Origin of the sequence: Comamonas sp. JNW, assembly GCF_003105075.1 — a bacterium.
In the GTDB taxonomy this organism is placed as follows: domain Bacteria; phylum Pseudomonadota; class Gammaproteobacteria; order Burkholderiales; family Burkholderiaceae_C; genus Comamonas; species Comamonas squillarum.
Map to the genome: position 1 here is coordinate 470,266 of NZ_QETI01000002.1, position 16,284 is coordinate 486,549.

At 67.0% G+C, this 16,284-nt stretch carries 14 protein-coding genes; 9 read left to right on the forward strand and 5 right to left on the reverse strand.

What is annotated here, in order from left to right; translation table 11 throughout:
* Positions 1 to 47: 47 nt before the first annotated feature.
* Together DCO45_RS05200 and hemH are read right to left on the reverse strand one after the other, a co-directional pair.
* Complete coding sequence (locus DCO45_RS05200) at positions 48 to 515, reverse strand: GNAT family N-acetyltransferase (RefSeq protein WP_116924812.1); 468 nt, start codon at positions 513 to 515, stop codon at positions 48 to 50.
* A gap of 48 nt (positions 516 to 563) precedes the next feature.
* On the reverse strand, positions 564 to 1,613 hold the full coding sequence (gene hemH, locus DCO45_RS05205) for a ferrochelatase (RefSeq protein WP_116924813.1): 1,050 nt from the start codon (positions 1,611 to 1,613) through the stop codon (positions 564 to 566).
* A gap of 129 nt (positions 1,614 to 1,742) precedes the next feature.
* On the opposite strand from hemH, the gene DCO45_RS05210 reads away from it, so the two are divergent.
* From DCO45_RS05210 to DCO45_RS05220, 3 genes are all read left to right on the forward strand, one after another.
* Positions 1,743 to 2,486 (forward strand): HAD-IA family hydrolase, encoded by a 744-nt coding sequence (locus tag DCO45_RS05210; protein ID WP_116924930.1) that lies wholly within the window; start codon positions 1,743 to 1,745, stop codon positions 2,484 to 2,486.
* A gap of 126 nt (positions 2,487 to 2,612) precedes the next feature.
* Positions 2,613 to 3,587, forward strand: coding sequence for a quinone oxidoreductase (locus tag DCO45_RS05215; protein WP_116924814.1), 975 nt, complete (start codon positions 2,613 to 2,615; stop codon positions 3,585 to 3,587).
* 95 nt (positions 3,588 to 3,682) lie between these two features.
* Positions 3,683 to 4,618 carry a LysR family transcriptional regulator gene (locus tag DCO45_RS05220; protein ID WP_116924815.1) on the forward strand — a complete coding sequence of 312 codons (936 nt, stop codon included), beginning with the start codon at positions 3,683 to 3,685 and terminating at the stop codon, positions 4,616 to 4,618.
* A 7-nt stretch (positions 4,619 to 4,625) separates the two neighbouring features.
* On the opposite strand, the gene hpnE is transcribed toward DCO45_RS05220, so the two are convergent.
* Together hpnE and hpnD are read right to left on the reverse strand one after the other, a co-directional pair.
* Entirely contained in the window at positions 4,626 to 5,942 is a 1,317-nt protein-coding gene (gene hpnE, locus DCO45_RS05225) for a hydroxysqualene dehydroxylase HpnE (protein ID WP_279324800.1), read from the reverse strand.
* Positions 5,943 to 6,785 carry a presqualene diphosphate synthase HpnD gene (hpnD, locus tag DCO45_RS05230; protein ID WP_116924816.1) on the reverse strand — a complete coding sequence of 281 codons (843 nt, stop codon included), beginning with the start codon at positions 6,783 to 6,785 and terminating at the stop codon, positions 5,943 to 5,945.
* A gap of 578 nt (positions 6,786 to 7,363) precedes the next feature.
* Between hpnD and DCO45_RS05235 the strand changes: the two genes are divergently transcribed.
* The 5 genes from DCO45_RS05235 to DCO45_RS05255 all read left to right on the forward strand — a co-directional run bounded on the left by DCO45_RS05235 (position 7,364) and on the right by DCO45_RS05255 (position 13,777).
* The gene (locus DCO45_RS05235) at positions 7,364 to 8,047 is read left to right on the forward strand and encodes a response regulator transcription factor (protein ID WP_116924932.1); all 684 of its coding nucleotides are present in this window, start codon (positions 7,364 to 7,366) and stop codon (positions 8,045 to 8,047) included.
* Positions 8,044 to 9,381 carry an ATP-binding protein gene (locus DCO45_RS05240; RefSeq protein WP_243419248.1) on the forward strand — a complete coding sequence of 446 codons (1,338 nt, stop codon included), beginning with the start codon at positions 8,044 to 8,046 and terminating at the stop codon, positions 9,379 to 9,381. Before DCO45_RS05235 ends, DCO45_RS05240 begins: the two co-directional genes overlap by 4 nt.
* A gap of 130 nt (positions 9,382 to 9,511) precedes the next feature.
* Positions 9,512 to 10,480 (forward strand): tripartite tricarboxylate transporter substrate binding protein, encoded by a 969-nt coding sequence (locus DCO45_RS05245; RefSeq protein ID WP_116924817.1) that lies wholly within the window; start codon positions 9,512 to 9,514, stop codon positions 10,478 to 10,480.
* Between the two features lie 7 nt (positions 10,481 to 10,487).
* A complete protein-coding gene (locus DCO45_RS05250; RefSeq protein ID WP_116924818.1) occupies positions 10,488 to 12,137 on the forward strand; it encodes a thiamine pyrophosphate-binding protein in 1,650 nt (549 codons plus the stop codon).
* A gap of 92 nt (positions 12,138 to 12,229) precedes the next feature.
* Positions 12,230 to 13,777, forward strand: coding sequence for a DegQ family serine endoprotease (locus DCO45_RS05255; protein WP_116924819.1), 1,548 nt, complete (start codon positions 12,230 to 12,232; stop codon positions 13,775 to 13,777).
* Positions 13,778 to 13,971: 194 nt separating this feature from the next.
* Here the strand turns inward: DCO45_RS05255 and hpnC are convergent, their stop codons facing one another.
* The gene (gene hpnC, locus DCO45_RS05260) at positions 13,972 to 14,856 is read right to left on the reverse strand and encodes a squalene synthase HpnC (RefSeq protein ID WP_243419249.1); all 885 of its coding nucleotides are present in this window, start codon (positions 14,854 to 14,856) and stop codon (positions 13,972 to 13,974) included.
* Between the two features lie 207 nt (positions 14,857 to 15,063).
* Here hpnC and DCO45_RS05265 point away from each other — a divergent pair, with 207 nt between their 5' ends.
* Positions 15,064 to 16,275, forward strand: coding sequence for an efflux RND transporter periplasmic adaptor subunit (locus DCO45_RS05265; RefSeq protein ID WP_116924821.1), 1,212 nt, complete (start codon positions 15,064 to 15,066; stop codon positions 16,273 to 16,275).
* The last annotated feature ends 9 nt before the right edge of the window (positions 16,276 to 16,284 follow it).

Sequence of the window (16,284 nt, forward strand, 5' to 3'; positions counted from 1 at the left end):
CTTGTGGTGGGTCAATGTGGCTGTCTGGGCAAGGCGAAAGCGCTGCGTTACAGCGCCAGCCGCATGATGTGCTGTGGGCCGTAGCCGCCGCCCAGGTACAGCTCGCCGGTGTCTGCAAAACCGCACTGGCGGTACAGCGGGATGGCGGCGGCGTTCTTGCAGTTCACCGTCAGGAACACGGCTGTGGCGGCCATGCCTTGCGCCTGCAGGTAGGCGGGCAGCGCCTGCAGGCTGCGCTTGGCCAGGCCCATGCCCTGAAAGCGCTGGTCGACAAAGAAGCTGCGCAGGCCCACGCTGTCCGCCGAGGCAAAGGGGTAGCGCTGCGCGTAGTCCCGGTCGATCAGGAAAAAGCCGGCGATCTGCTCGCCATGGCCGATCAGGTGGGCGCTGAGCCGTGGGTGGAGCTCGGCCAGCGTCTGGGCCATTGGCGCGACATAGGGCTGCTGCGCCTCGTGCAGGGACAGGGCCAGCACGCGCTCGCGCTGCTCGGGCCGGTAAGGGGTGAGGAGGGTCATAGGCTACGGTCTCGGGCAGCGTGGGCGGGTGTTGTGCGGGTGGGCCGCTCAGCGCGGATGGGGCGGCGGGGCGCTGGTGTCCCAGCCTTGCAGGTGCTGCAGGGCCAGCTCGCGCAGCGCCTGGATCCAGCGGGGCTGGTCGTTCAAGCAGGCAATGTAGTCGAACTGCTGGCCGCCTGCATGGACAAAGGCTTCGCGCACCTCCTGGTTGATCTCCTCGAGCGTCTCCAGGCAATCGGCGGGAAAGCCCGGGCACATCACCTGCACATGGCGCAGGCCTTGCTGGGCCAGCGCGATCAGGCTGGGCTCGGTATAGGGCTCCAGCCATTTGGCCTTGCCAAAGCGCGACTGGAAGGTCAGCAGGTACTCGCTCTCGGCCAGGCCTAGCTCGGCGGCCAGCAGGCGGGCCGTCTCCTGCGATTGCTGCTGGTAGGGGTCGCCCAGGCGCACATTGCGCTCAGGAATGCCGTGGAAGCTCATCACCAGCTTGGGCGCGCGGCCATCCATCTGCCACTGCTTGCGCACGCTCTGCGCGAGCGCCTGGATATAGCCCGGGTCGCGCTGGTAGCTGCGCACAAAGCGGATCTCGGGGATGTCGCGCGCGCTGGCGCACCAGGCGTTGACCGCATCGACCACGCTGGCCGTGGTGGTGGCCGAATACTGCGGGTACAGCGGCAGCACCAGCACACGGCGCACGCCCTCGGCCTTGAAGGCATCGAGCTGGCGGGCAATCGAGGGGTTGCCATAGCGCATCGCCGGCCGCACCAGCACCTGGTGGCCCGCTTCGCCCAGGCTGCCGCGCAGCAGTTTGGCCTGCTTGTCGGTCCAGACGGCCAGCGGCGAGCCCTCGGGCATCCAGATGCTGCGGTACTTGGCGGCCGACTTGGCCGGCCGGGTGCGCAAAATGACGCCATGCAGTATCGGCTTCCAGACCAGCGGCGGGATCTCGACGACGCGCTGGTCGCTCAGAAACTCGGCCAGGTAGCGGCGCGTGGCCGCTGTGGTGGGCGCATCGGGTGTGCCCAGGTTGCACAGCAGGATGCCGGTTCGGTCAGGGAGGGGTTGGCCAAGGGGCTCGGGTCGAAAGCGTGAAACCATGGCTAGGATTGTCGCAGCTTGGCGGCCGGCCCCGGTGCATACCCCTGGGCGCAGCGGGCCCGCGCGCGCTTGTCGGGTTGCGGACGGCTGCGGCGCGCCAGGCGGCCGCGATCCGCTATGCTGGGCGCCATGCTCGATCTCTCCCGAATCCGTGCCATCAGCCTTGACCTGGATGACACCCTCTGGCCCGTGCTGCCCACCTTGAAGGCGGCCGAGGCCGCACAGCACGCATTTTTGCTGGACCATGCCCCTGCCACTGCGGCGCTGCTGCAGGACCCGGCCGAGGCCCAGCGCATCCGCCAGTCGGTGCGCGATGACTTTGTACACCTGGCGCATGACATGACGCATTTCCGCCAGCAGTTCATCCGCCGCGCGCTGCAGCAAAGCGGTGGCGATGAAGCGCTGGTCGAGGCCGTTTTTGCCCAGTTCTTTGCGGCCCGCAACCGCGTGACCTGGTTTGCCGAAGTCGAGGATGCGCTGGTTTGGCTCTCCTCGCGCTACCCGCTGGTCGCCGTCTCCAACGGCAATGCGCAGCTGGACCTGGTGGGCCTGTCGCCCTGGTTTGTGGCCAGCACCAGCGCGCGCGAGGTGGGGGTGGCCAAGCCCGATCCGCGCATTTTTGCCGCTGCTGCCGAGCGCGCAGGTATCGATCTGCCGGCCTTTTTGCATGTGGGCGACGACGCCGAGCTGGATGTGCAAGGCGCGCTGGCCTGCGGCATGCAGGCCGCCTGGGTGCAGCGCAAGGAGCTGGACCACCACCAGCGCAGCGAAGCAGGCCTGGCCTTGCGCTGGCCCTTGAGCAGCCCCCCGCCCCAGGCGCTGGTGCGCAATCTGACCGAGCTGTGTGATCTGCTGGGGCGGCGCGCTGCCTGACAGCTCGGTAGCGCCACGGCGGTGATTGCTGCACCCACTGCAGCTATCTATTGTATGGCGCACTATTTATCCGTATCCATGCAGGCTCTAAGCTGGCGCCATCGACAAAACCGCAAGGAGTGATAGATGGCGCAAGTGATTCGTTTGGCAGCGGCCGGTGGCCCGGAATGCATGCAACTGCAGCAGCTGGATGTGGCCGCACCCGGCCCGGGGGAGGTCCTGCTCGCGCAGGAGGCGGTGGGCGTGAACCCGCTCGATGTGCTGCAGCGCAAGGGCATAGCGCCCATCCCGCTGCCATCGGGCCTGGGTCTGGAGGGCGCGGGCACCGTGCTGGCGCTGGGCGCCGGGGTGAGCCAGGTGGCGGTGGGCGACCGGGTGGCCTATGCCACCGGCCCCTTGGGCGCCTATGCCAGCGAGCGCCTCTACCCGGCCGAGCGCCTGGTCAAGCTGCCCGATAGCATCAGCGCCGAGCAGGCCGCCGCCGTGCTGTTCAAAGGCATTACCGCGCAGTACCTGCTGACGAGCACCTATGCCGTCGGCCCGGGCACCGTTGTGCTGCTCTATGGCGCATCGGGCGGTGTGGGCCAGCTGATGGCCTCCTGGGCCAAGCACCTGGGCGCCACCGTCATCGGCGTGGTCTCCAAACCGCAAAGCCAGGCGCGGGCGCTGTCTGCCGGTTGCGACCAGGCGCTGGTGTTCGATCCCCAGACCCTGGCCGCCCAACTGCGCGAGGCCACTGCCGGGCGCATGGCCGATGTGGTCTATGACGGCCTGGGCAAGCTGTCGTTTGCCGCATCGCTGGACTGCCTGCGCCCACGGGGCCTGATGGTGTCCTTTGGCGCCACCACCGGCGCGCCGCCCGCCGTCGAAATGGGCACGCTCAACGCCAAGGGCTCGCTCTACATCACCCGCCCCTCACTGGCCGCGCACACTGCCTCGGCGGCCGAGTACCAGCAGCGCGCCACTGCCGTGCTGCAGGCAGTGGCGCAAGGCATCCTCCAACCGGCCATTGGGCGCCGCTATGCGCTCGCCGACGTGGCTGCCGCCCATGCCGATCTGGAAGCGGGGCAGACACAGGGGGCGGTGGTGCTGCTGCCTTGAAGCCAGGCGGCTTGTATGGCGGCATGGCCGCCCAGGCAAGGGCCGCCACCGCGTCTTCGTCTATAGTGCGGACACCAACCACTCCGCCAGCGACCATGCCCCTGCTCGACAGCCAACACGCCGATGAACTCAGCGCCTTGCTGGCGGTGTTCGATGCCGGCTCGTTTGTCGCAGCGGCCGCGCAGTTGCAGCGCCACCCGACGGTGCTGTCGCGCCGGCTGAGCGCGCTGGAGGCGCGGCTGGGGATTCGGCTGCTGGAGCGCTCCACGCGCCAGCTGCGGTTTACCAGCGAGGGCCAGCATTTTGTGGCCCAGGTGCGCGAGGCGATGGCCTTGCTGGAACAGGCCCAGCGCCAGGCCAGCGAGGCCGCGGCGGTGGTGCGCGGGTCGCTGCGGCTGTCGCTGCCGGCCAGCATGGGGCGGCGCTGGCTCAGCCCCATGGTGGCGGGGTTTGCCAAGGCCCACCCGCAGGTGGTGCTGGATGTGGAGTATGCCGAGCGCTTTGTCGACATCATCGGGGAGCGTTTTGATGCGGCGATCCGCATCGGCTCGCTGGCCGACAGCAGCCTGGTGGCGACCCGGCTGTGTGACCACCGGCGCCTGGTCTGCGCCGCGCCCAGCTATCTGGCAGCGCAAGGCTGGCCGCAAACGCCGCAGGACCTGGCCAGCCACCGCTGCCTGGGTTTTACCGGGCTGCGCAGCTACCCGCAGTGGCAGTTCTCGCGCGCGGGGGAATCCTGCACGGTCAGCATCCGCGCCAGCATGGTGAGCAATGACAACGAGGCCTTGCTGGTCGCCGCGCGCCAAGGGCTGGGCATCATTGCGGGCGGCGACTGGTTGCTGGGCCCCGAGGTGGCAGCGGGCCATCTGCAGGAGGTGCTGCCGCAGTGGCAACTGCAGGCCGATGCCGGCATTTACCTGGTGCGGCCTTCCAGCCAGTGGCGCAGTGCCGCATCCAGCGCCTTGCGCGACTGGGTGATGGCGCATTTTGCGCAGGGCGCGCCCTGGCGCCAGCCAGAAGGCGCTGCTTGAGGAAGGGTCAGGCCAGCGCGTGGGCGGCGGCAATGCCGCTGCGCACGGCGCCTTCCAAGGTCGCGGGGTAGGGCCCGTCGATATAGTCGCCGCAGGCCAGCAGACCGGGTGCAATGGCCATGCCAGGGCGCTGCAGCCCAGGCGTGCAGGCAAAGGTGGCGCGCTTTTCCACAATGGTTTTGAGGGGCTGCAAGGCCAGGCCCAACTGGGCCTGTGCCTGGGCGATGACCTGCTGCTCGATCTCGGCGCGGTCGCCCTCGCTAGTACTGATGACAAAGGCCAGCAGGCCCGCCGGGTCACCCAGCTGGGCGCGGTCGAACACAAACTGCGCGGGCTGCAAAGGGCTGCTCTTTAGCGCCAGCCAGGGCGCAGTCAGGCTGTGGCCCTGGGCGTTGGGGGCCGGGTTCCAGGCGTAGACGGTGGCAATGGCGGTGTGTGCCAGGCGCTGGGCGTCGTCGGCCCAGGCCTGAGCCTCTGCCTGCTCGGGCGCTGACGGATCGGCAAAGGCCGCTTGCACCAGGCGCGCGGCCTCCCAGGCCGGGCAGGCCAGCAGAATCTGGTCATAACGCTGGCCGTTGACCCGCCAGCCGGACTCGGACCTGGCCAGCTGTTGCACCCGACCGCTCAGGTGGCAGTCATGGCCCCGGGCTTGCAGCCAGCTGGCGGCAGCATCGGGGAAGAGCCTGCCAAGGTCCACCAGCGGTAGCCAGAAATGCGAGCCTTTGTGGGTGGCAAACAGGCTGTCTTGCAGCACGCGCAGAAAGACCTGGCCGCTGGCTTCGTGCAGGGGCGTGTTCAGCGCCGAGATGCACAGCGGGTCAAAGAACTCTGCGAGCAGGCGCTGGGGCAGACCGGCGCAGAGATCGGCCACGCTGGCCTGCGGTGCGCAGCGAAAACCCTGGCGTTGCCAGGCGGCGGCGCGGCGCAGCAGTTGCAGGCGTTCGATCAGCGACCAGCCCCTGGCCGTGGCAATGCCGATCAGCGCATCCCAGGGCGGGGCGGTATCGGGAAACTGAATGCCCCGGCCGTCGGGGTAGCGCATGGCCAGTGGTCGCTTGATAAAGGACGCATCGGTGCTGACACCCACCCGCTCCATCAGCGCGCGGCAGGCGGTGTAGGCACCAATCAGAATGTGCTGGCCGTTGTCGACGGTGATCTCGTCGCCGCCGGGCAAGGCCAAGGCCAGACCGCGCGCGCGGCCGCCCCAGTGGGCGGAGGATTCCCAGACCGTCACCTGGTGGGCGCTGACCGCAGCGAGCTCGACGGCAGCGGCCATGCCGGCCCAGCCGCCGCCGATCACGGCGATACGTTGGTTGCGGTCCACTTACATGCGGCCCAGCGCTTGCATGCGCCAGGCCAGCCAGAGCTTGCGCAGGGGAGTCAGGCTCACGCGCTGGTGCAGCACCTGGAACTTGTCCTGCTCGATCTCGCGCAGCAAGGTGCGGTAGATGCTGGCCATCATCAGCCCGGGCTTTTGCGCGCGGTAATCGGCCTGCGGCAGCAGGGCCAGCGCCTCGTCATAGAGCTGGTGGGCGCGCTGGGCCTGAAAGCGCATCAGCGCTTCGAACCGGTCCGAGTACTTGCGGTTGAGCACCTCATGCGCCTTGACATCGAACTGCTGGAGCTCATTGACGGGCAGGTAGATGCGGCCGCGCATCGCGTCCTCGCCCACATCGCGAATGATGTTGGTGAGCTGGAACGCCAGGCCCAACTTGTGGGCGTACTGCGTGGTTTGCGGGCTGGTCTGGCCAAAGATGCGGGCTGCCACCTCGCCCACCACGCCTGCCACCAGGTGGCAGTAGCGCTGCAGGCCGGGAAAATCCAGATAGCGGGTTTGCTCCAGGTCCATCTGGCAGCCTTCGATCACCGCCAGCAGGTGCTCGGCCTGGATGGAGAAGGCGCTGGCATGGGGCATCAGTGCCTGCATGACCGGGTGGCTGGGCTGGCCGGCAAAGCTCTTGCGCACTTCGCTCTGCCACCAGGCCAGCTTGGTCGCTGCCACGCCCGGGTCGCTTACCTCGTCGACCACATCGTCGACCTCTCTGCAAAAGGCGTAGAAGGCGGTGATCGCTGCACGCCGGTCTTTGGGCAGGAAGAGGAAGGCATAGTAAAAGCTGCTGCCGGAGGCTGCGGCCTTGTTTTGAACATACTGCTGGGGCGTGGTCATAAGCGCCGTATTGTCCCATGGGCCGGATGCCCGGGAAGAGTACCCCAGCGACAGAGATGCAAGTCATCACGGCGCCTTGCCGGGCTCCTCTACATGCCTGGACAAGGCGTGCTGCACTGCCACGATGGCGGGGGTGAGTGCTTGCACAGCTTTGTTGACAATGCCTGCCGGAGTGGCTGGGGTGCGAATAAAAGGGAAAAATTATAAATAAATTCAAAGATCTTTTTCCATGTAGCGGAAAGGCAGGGTGCGGCGGGACGGCGGATCGAAGTCTTTTGTTGCAATAGTTGTTGGGTATTGACATGTCGATCTCCATATAATCGCTGTCGCCATTGAGCACAAGGGGAGATGCATGCCGCCCGGGCACCAGGACCAAAGCCAACAACAAGTCCGGGATCCCACACTGACGGCGGCATGTGTGGAGGGACGCTGCAGGCACCACGATTGACGGGGTGCCTGTGGCGGATCTTTCTGTATTGGATCTAGCGGGTACGGGCTGAGCACCATTGAGGGGTTCAGCCCGTTTTCCTTCTGGGTCTGTCAGCCATCGCGTGATGGGCCGCTTGCATAATGCTGCCATGCGCATACTCCTGGTAGAAGATGATCAGATGATTGGCGAAGTGGTGCTCGATGCACTGCGTGCCGAATCCTGGGCGGTCGATTGGGTCAAGGACGGGGCGATGGCGCAGACGGCGCTGGCGACTGCCGGCTACGACTTGGTGCTGCTGGACCTGGGCCTGCCCAGGGTGGATGGACTACAGGTGCTGCGCGAGATGCGCGCGCGCCAGGTCCGCATCCCCGTGCTGGTGGCCACCGCGCGCGATGCCATTGCAGAGCGCGTCGCGGGGCTCGATGCCGGTGCCGACGACTACATCATCAAACCCTATGACCTCGATGAGCTGCTGGCGCGCATCCGCGCGCTGCTGCGCCGCGCCAGCGGCCGGGCCGAGCCCGAGTACTGCTGGGGCCAGGTGCGCCTGGTGCCCGCCTCGCGCGAGGCCTTTGTGGCCGGCCAGCCGGTGCAGCTGTCGGCCCGTGAGTGGGCGGTGCTCGAGCCCTTGATCGCCCGGCCCGGCCGCGTGCTCTCGCGTGCGCAGCTGGAAGAAAAGCTTTATTCCTGGCGCGATGACATCAGCAGCAATGCCGTCGAGGTTTATATCCACGGCGTGCGCAAAAAGCTCGGCGCCGATCTGATCCAGAATGTGCGCGGCCTGGGCTACCTGGTGCCGGTCGAGTCGCTGCCAAGCGGGGTGGCGCCTTGAGCCATGCGCTGCGGGCCGGGCGGCCTTTTTCGCTGCGCGCGCGGCTGATCTGGGCGCTGCTGGCCGTTGTGGTGGTGGCCGCGGGCCTGCAGGCTGTCAGCATCTACCGCACGGCGCGGGCGGAGACCGAGGCGCTGTTCGATGTGCAGATGCAGCGCATTGCGCTGGCGCTGTCGGCCGGGCTCGCGTCCGAGGTCGCGTCGGACGCGCTGGCCGATCCGCAGGCCAAGGCGCAGGACATGATTGTGCAGATCTGGCGCGCCGACGGCATCATGCTCTACCGCTCCAGCAACTCGCGCCTGCTGCCGCAGGTCGCCGTGCTGGGTTTCAGCGATGCGCGGGCGCACGGCGTGGCCTTTCGCATCTATGCGCTGCAGACGCCGACCCAGGTGATCCAGGTGGCGCAAGAAGCGGCATCGCGCGGCCAGATGGCGGGCAATGTGGCCTTGCGCTCCATCGTGCCGGTGCTGCTGTTGGCCCCGCTGATCATGCTGGTGGTGTGGTGGGTGGTGGCCCATACCTTGGCGCCGTTGGCGCGCACCCGCGCGCAACTGGCGGCGCGCCAGGCTGATGACCTCTCGCCGCTGGCCGATGCCGACCTGCCGCTGGAAGTGCAGCCCCTGGTGCAGGAGATGAACCTGCTGCTGGCGCGCTTGCAGGCGGCCTTTGATGCGCTGCAGCGCTTTGTAGGCGATGCTGCCCATGAGCTGCGCACACCGCTGGCGGCCTTGCGGCTGCAGGTGCAAGGCCTCGCCCGCGCGCCCGACGATGCCGCGCGGCGCGTGGCCAGCGAGCGGGTGATGGCCGGCATCGACCGGGCCACGCGCATGGTCGAGCAGTTGCTGCACCTGGCCCGCCAGGAGGCCGGGCAGATGCAGGCGGCGCCTGCGCAGCCGGTTGCGGTCGCTGCGCTATGCGAGATGGCGGTCGATGAACTGCAACCGCTGGCTCAGCAAGCCGGCTTGACCTTGCAGCACCAGCTGGACGACACCCTGGAGCCCGTGCAGGGCCAGGCCGATGCGCTGGGCCTGCTGCTGCGCAATCTGCTGGAAAACGCGCTGCGCTACACCCCCGCTGGTGGCCAAGTGCTGTGCCGCTGGTACGCCGATGCCGAGTGCCAGCGCGTGCTCAGCGTTGAAGACAGCGGGCCCGGTATCGCTCCCGAAGAGCGCGAGCGGGTTCTGGACCGCTTCTACCGCGTGCCCGGCACCACCGCGCATGGCAGCGGGCTGGGGCTGGCCATTGTCAGCGCGGTGGCGCGCCAACATGGTGCGCAGTTGCTGCTGGATGCATCTCCCAGCTTGGGTGGCCTGCGGGTGCGGGTGATTTTCTAAGCCCACACGGCGCAACTGATTCGTTGTAAATATCAGCTTATTCAATCTGCGAACTTCTAGGGTTAGCAGGGGGAGGGGGCTGTCGGTACCTAGGGGATAAAGGAGCGCACAAGAACCTCAGGAGACCGGCTTGAACCCGTGGAACATCGCGCTCAGTGCAGCGCTGTTGGGGGTGTGGGGCGCTGCAGCGCAGGCCCAGCCCAAGGCCTATCCGCAGCAGCCCATCAAGCTGGTGGTGGGCTATTCACCGGGTGGCTCGGTCGATATCGTGGCGCGCCAGTACGGGCAAAAGCTCTCCGAGCTTCTGGGCCAGAGCGTGATTGTCGAGAACAAGGCGGGCGCGAGCGGCACCCTGGCCGCCCATGCGGTCAAAAACGCAGCGCCCAATGGCTACACCCTGTACTTTGTGGCCAGCCCCACGATCAGCATCACGCCGGCGGTGACCAGCACCAGCTTTGACCCGGTGGCCGATTTCTTGCCCATCGGCTCGGTCGTCAAGTACACGAATGTGCTGCTGGTGGGCGCGCAGTCGCCGTTCAAGTCGCTGCAGGAGCTGGTGGCCTTTGGCAAGGACCAGCCGGGCCAGCTGAGCTATGCCTCGGCGGGCAATGGCTCGTCCAACCACCTCTCGGGCGTGCTGCTGGCCAAGTACGCGGGCATCACGATGACGCATGTGCCTTTCAAGGGCAATGCGCCGGCCATGGCCGAGCTGATGGCCAACCGCGTCTCCATCCTGTTCGATCTGAACACGACGGCTGTCACGCAGGTGCAGGGCGGCAGCGTGCGCGCGCTGGCACTGACATCGCCGCAGCGCAACCCGCAGTTGCCCCAGACGCCGACGATGGCCGAGTGCGGCTATCCCGACTTCAATTTCGAGGGCTGGATCGGCCTCTTGGCACCGGCCAAGACCGCGCCCGAGGTGGTCGAGGCGCTGGCCCAGGCCAACCAGAAAATCCTGGCCGATGCCCGCTTTGTCGCCGACATGGAGCGCTCGGGCTATGCCATCGACCCGGTCAGTACCGCTGATCTGAAAAAACGCATTGCCAGCGACTACGCCTTCTTCAAGCCATTGGCCCCGGACGTTCAGGCCAGCCAATAAAACCACTATGCCCCACACCTTCAATATCGGCGACCTGGTCGCCCAGTTCCTGCACGCCATCGGTACCGAGCTGGTCTTTGGCATCATCTCCGTGCACAACATACCGATCATGGACGGCATCGCGCGCCAGGGCGGCATCCGTGTGGTGATGACGCGCGGCGAGATGGGCGCTGCCCATATGGCCGATGGCTATGCCCGCCGCAGCGGCAAGCTGGGCGTGCTGGTCTCCAGCACCGGGCCGGGCGCGGCCAATACCGTGTCGGGCTTGCTGGAGGCCTCGTTTGCCTCCAGCCCGCTTTTGCATATCACCGGCCAGGTGCCGCGCAAGTTCTTGGGGCGCGATACCGGCGCCACCCACAATGTGCGCGACCAGCTGGGCATGCTGCAATCGGTCTGCAAGGCCAGCTACCGCATTGAGCGGGCTGAAGACGCGCTGCGCATCTTGCAGCAGGCGGCCAGCGAGGCGCTGACGGCGCCGATGGGGCCGGTCAGCATCGAGATTCCGATCGATGTGCAAAAGCAGCCCATCCCGCAGGCCGATGCGGACACCAGCCTGGCGCTGCCGACCCTGCCTGCGCGCCCACGGGCCAGCGATGCCGATATCGCGCAGCTGGCCGAGCGCGTGCGGGCTGCGCGGCGGCCCATGCTCTGGGTGGGGCGCGGCGCCATCGATGGCGGCGCAGCGCTGCAGCAGCTGCTGGACAGGGGCTTTGGCATGGCATCGAGCTGGGCCGGGCGCGGCATCGTGCCCGAGGACCACCCTTGCAATCTGGGCGGCCTCAACGGCACCGGCGCGCCGGAGGTGATTGACTTCTACAAGACCGTGGACCTGATGCTCGTGGTGGGCTCGCGGCTGCGCGGCCAGGAGACCGTGGACCAAAGCCTGGCCTTGCCCGGCCAACGGGTGCAGATCGACCTGGACCCCGCGGCCGAAGGGCGCAGCTATGACTGCGCGCAGTTTGTCTGTGGTGATGCCCGCGATGTCTTGGAGCGCCTGGTCGCGGCGCTGGGCAATTACCAGGCCGAGCCCGGCTACCGCGCGCAATTTGCCGAGATGAAGCAGCGTGCCCGCCAGGCCTTTGCCCGCACCCTGGGCCCCTATGCCGGCTTTGCCGAGCAGCTCCGAATCCAGCTGCCGCGCAACGCCGTCTGGGCGCGCGATATCACCGTCGCCAACTCCACCTGGGGCAACCGTTTGTTCGAGGTCTATGGCCCGCGCGATGCGATGCACCCGGTGGGCGCCGGCATTGGCCAGGGCCTGCCGCTGGGCATCGGCGCGGCCTTTGCCGCTCGTGGCGCCAAGACCGTGGTGCTGAGCGGTGATGCCGGCTTCATGATGAATGTCTGCGAGCTGTGGACCGCCATGCAGGAAGCGCTGGACATGCTGTTCATCGTCATGAACGACGCCGGTTACGGCGTCATCAAGCACATGCAGGATGCGAACTTTGGCGGCCGGCGCGTCTATGGCGATCTGGCGCCGCCGGACTTTGCGTTGCTGGCCCAGTCGGCGGGCATCGCCTACCGCAAGCTCAGTGAGGCCCATGGCTTGGCAGAGGCCGTGGCGCAGCTGGCGAGGCAGCCCGGGCTGGCATTGCTGGAGGTCGATATGCTGGCCATTGGCGAGGCACCGCCGTATTTCCCCTACCAAAAGTCCTGAGGCCGAGAGTGATGCGCGTCTAAGTTTCTTCTAAGTCTGGGCAGGCACATTAGCTCCATCGACCTCATGCAAGTGGTATTCAGGAGTACAAAATGTCTGTTCCTTCTTTTCAACTCGGTTCGCGCAAACTGGTGGCTGCCTTGCTGACGGCAGGGGTGTTGGGCGGCGTGGGTGCCTCTGCGCTGCAGCATGTGCAGTGGAGCGCCCATGCCCAAGGCGCGCCTGCGGTCATCGCCCAGTCCGCCCCGGCGGCCGCGCCCATGGTGAGCCTGCCCAATTTCAGCGCCATCACCCAGCAGGCCGGGCCTGCGGTGGTCAATATCAGTGTGCGCGGCACGCGCAAGGTCTCGGACGATGAGGACGACGGCGATGATGCCGATGCCGCACCCTCGGCCAACCGGGGCCAGCAAATCGACCCCAATGACCCGATGCTGCAGTTCTTCCGCCAGTTCGGCTTTGGCGTGCCCCAGCAAGGCATGCCGCGCGGCTTTGGCCGCCAGGTGCCGCAAGAGGTGCCGATGGCCGGCGAGGGCTCGGGCTTTATCATCAGCCCCGATGGCACCATCCTGACCAATGCCCACGTGGTCAAGGGCGCCAAGACGGTGACGGTCAAGCTCACCGATCGGCGCGAGTTCAAGGCCAAGGTGCTGGGCTCGGACCCCAAGACCGATATCGCGGTTATCAAGATCGATGCCAAGGATCTGCCAGTCGCCAAGATCGGTGACTCCAAGGCCATCCAGCAAGGCGAATGGGTGCTGGCCATTGGCTCGCCCTTTGGCTTTGAGAACTCGGTGACCGCCGGTGTCGTCAGTGCCAAGGGCCGTGCGCTGCCCGATGACAGCTCGGTGCCCTTTATCCAGACCGATGTGGCGATCAACCCCGGCAACTCCGGCGGGCCGCTGATCAATGCGCGGGGCGAGGTGGTGGGCATCAACTCGCAGATCTACAGCAAGAGTGGTGGCTACCAGGGCCTGTCCTTTGCGATCCCGATCGACCTGGCGGTCAACATCAAGGACCAGATCGTCTCGCACGGCAAGGTCGACCATGCGCGCCTGGGTGTCGTGATCCAGGAGGTCAACCAGGCCTTTGCCGATTCCTTCAAGCTGCCCAAGCCCGAAGGCGCCTTGGTTGCCAGTGTGGAAAAGGGCGGCCCTGCCGACAAGGCCGGCCTGCAGCCCGGCGATGTGATCACCGGCTACAACGGCCAGGCAATTGTCTCGTCCAACGACCTGCCTGCGGCCATTGCCACGGCGCGCCCCGGTACCCAGGCCGAGCTGCAGGTCTGGCGCGGCGGCAAGGCCACCACCTTGCAAGCCACCCTGGGCGGCAATGTCAGCAAGGGCGAGCAGGTGGCCGGCAACGAGAAGGTCGGCAAGGGCAAGCTGGGCCTGGCGCTGCGCGAGCTGACGCCCCAGGAAAAGCAGGCCAGCGGCAGCCAGCAGGGCTTGATCGTCGAGCAAGCGGCCGGGCCTGCTGCGCTCGCCGGTGTGCAGCCCGGTGACGTGGTGCTGTCCGTCAATGGCGCGGCGGTGAAAGGGATTGAGGATCTGCGCAAGCAGGTCGCCCAGTCCGACAAGTCGGTGGCGTTGCTGATCGAGCGCAATGGCCAGAAGATTTTTGTGCCGGTGCAGCTGGGTTAAGAAAGTTGAGAAAGGCTAGACCATGACCAACGTATTGCCCACGTGGGCCAAGGATGGCTGAGCCCTGAGCCGCCTGGCCGCAAGGCCCGTAAACACTCTCCTCGGGGGTTCCCATAACCCCTTTAGGCCGGATCGCAGAATTCGGCCTTTTTTTGTGGGGGCGGCAAGGGGGCGAACAGCGGGCGAACAGCGGCTCACATGCGCCAGGCGCGCCACAGCATCAGCGGCACATCGCCCTTGCCAATGGTGCGGCGCTGCCACAGGCTCTGGCCTTGCAGGGCTTCCACCTTATCGAGAATACGCAAACCCCCTTGCACCACCAGGCGCAGCTCCCAGCCGGCGCGGCCGGGCACGCGGTGCACCAGCGGCGCGCCTTCTTCCATCAGGCGGCGCGCCCAGGCGGCCTGGTCCATCACCAACTGGCGCAGCGCCGGGCTGTCCTGGCGCTGCTGCATCGCGGCGGCGCTGATGCCGGCGGCCTGGCAGTCGGCATCATTGAGGTAGTAGCGGCCGCGCGGAATATCGACCCCCAGGTCCTGCCAGAAGTTGATCAGCTGCAGCGCGCTGCAGATGGCATCGCTCTGAGCGAGGGACGGGGCATCGTTCACGCCATACAGATGCAGCAGCAAGCGGCCCACTGGGTTGGCCGAGCGGCGGCAGTAGTCGAGCAGCTCGCTGCGGTCGGCATAGCGCGCGCCTTGGGCGGTTTTGTCGATGTCCTGCATGAAGGCGCTGATCAGGTCATCGAGCAGCGCCACCGGCAGCTGCCACTGCACGATGGCCGCCTGCAGCGGCGCGAACACGGCCTGCCAGCGCGCGAGCGGCGGTTGGCCCTGGGCGATATGGGCGAGCGCATCGCGGTAGGCCTGCAGCTCGGCCAGGCGGGCGGGGGCATCGGCATCGCCCTCGTCGGCAATGTCATCGGCCGTGCGCGCAAAGTGGTAGATGGCCGCAATGGGCGGGCGCAGCGCCGGTGGGCACAGCCAGGAGGCCACCGGAAAATTCTCGTAGTGGGTGACGGGCGTGGTCACAGCGGGCGTGGCGGCGGTCGCAGAAGGGGAGGGCGTGGAATCTTTCACAGCGCCGATGCTAGCGCATACCGCGCTGACCACAGGCAAGCATTGACAGCCGACATCGAACTGTCTAAATTAGTGACCGTTTGGTCATTAAGGATCCTCTGCACAGCGCTCCTCCGGAGTGTTTTGCAGAGGGTCCTTGCTGCGTCTCTCCCCTTTTTATCTGCCGGGCCAGGGTCTTCTTGGCCGCTTAACGCCCGATTGCACACCATGTCCCTACCTCTTCGAGCGCCCAGCGCACGTGCCGCAGTGCTGCTGCTGTCTATTGCTACCGTGGCCACATTGACGGCCTGTTCACGCCAGGAATCCCCGCCCGAGCCAATCCGGGCGGTCAAGCTGCAAACAGTGGGCGCGGCGCCCTTGCAGGCGCAGACGGCGTTTGCCGGCGATATCCGCGCCCGCACCGAGGCGCAGTTGGGTTTCCGGGTGGCGGGCAAGGTGCTCAGCCGCAACGTGGAGCTGGGTCAGGCCATCAAGCCCGGGCAGTTGCTGGCGCAGCTCGATGGCACCGACTACGCGCTGGCTGCGCAAGGCGCGCAGGCCCAGGTGCAGGCGGCGACCACGCAGCGGGACCTGGAGGCGGCCAACTACCGCCGCTTCAAGGAACTGCGTGACAAGAACTTCATCAGCGCCGCGGAGATGGAGCGCCATGCGGCAGCGCTGAAATCGGCCCAGGCCCAGCTCGACCAGGCCAAGGCCAATGCGGCCAGCCAAAGCAACCAGACGGCCTATACCCGCCTGGTGTCCGATGTGGCGGGCGTCGTGACCGCCGTGAATGTGGAGCCCGGCCAGGTCGTGTCTGCCGGCACCCCGGTGCTGCGTGTGGCCAAGGATGGTGCGCGCGATGCCGTGTTTGCCGTGCCCGAAGACCGCATTGCCCAGCTCAAGCCCGGCCAGCCGGTGCAGGTCAAGGTCTGGCCTGAGGAGCAGTCGCTGGGCGCCCATATCCGCGAAGTGGCCGCCAGCGCCGATGCTGCCACGCGCACCTACCAGGTCAAGGCCTCGCTGGATGCGGCGCCCAATGATGTGCTGCCCAAGCTGGGCGCCACCGTGACCGTGCTGCCGCCCGAGCGCGCTGCCGGCGCGGACAAGGCGAGCGATGTGATCAAGCTGCCGTTGTCGGCGCTGTGGGACAAGGCCGGCAGCAGCCAGGTCTGGGTGTTTGACCCGGCCAGCTCCACCGTGCAGCCCCGGGCAGTGGCGGTGGCGCGCATGGACGGCAATGACGCCGTGATCCAAAGCGGTCTGCACGCGGGGCAGCAGGTGGTGATTGCCGGCGTGCATGTGCTCAATGCCGGGCAGAAGGTGACGGTGTTCCAGTCCAAGTATGCGGCTGCTGCGCCTGCGCAAACCCAGGCCGATGCACCAGTGGTCAATGCGCCCGCCGCTGCGGATGCTGCGGCTCCTGCCGCCAAGCAGTAAGAGGTGGCC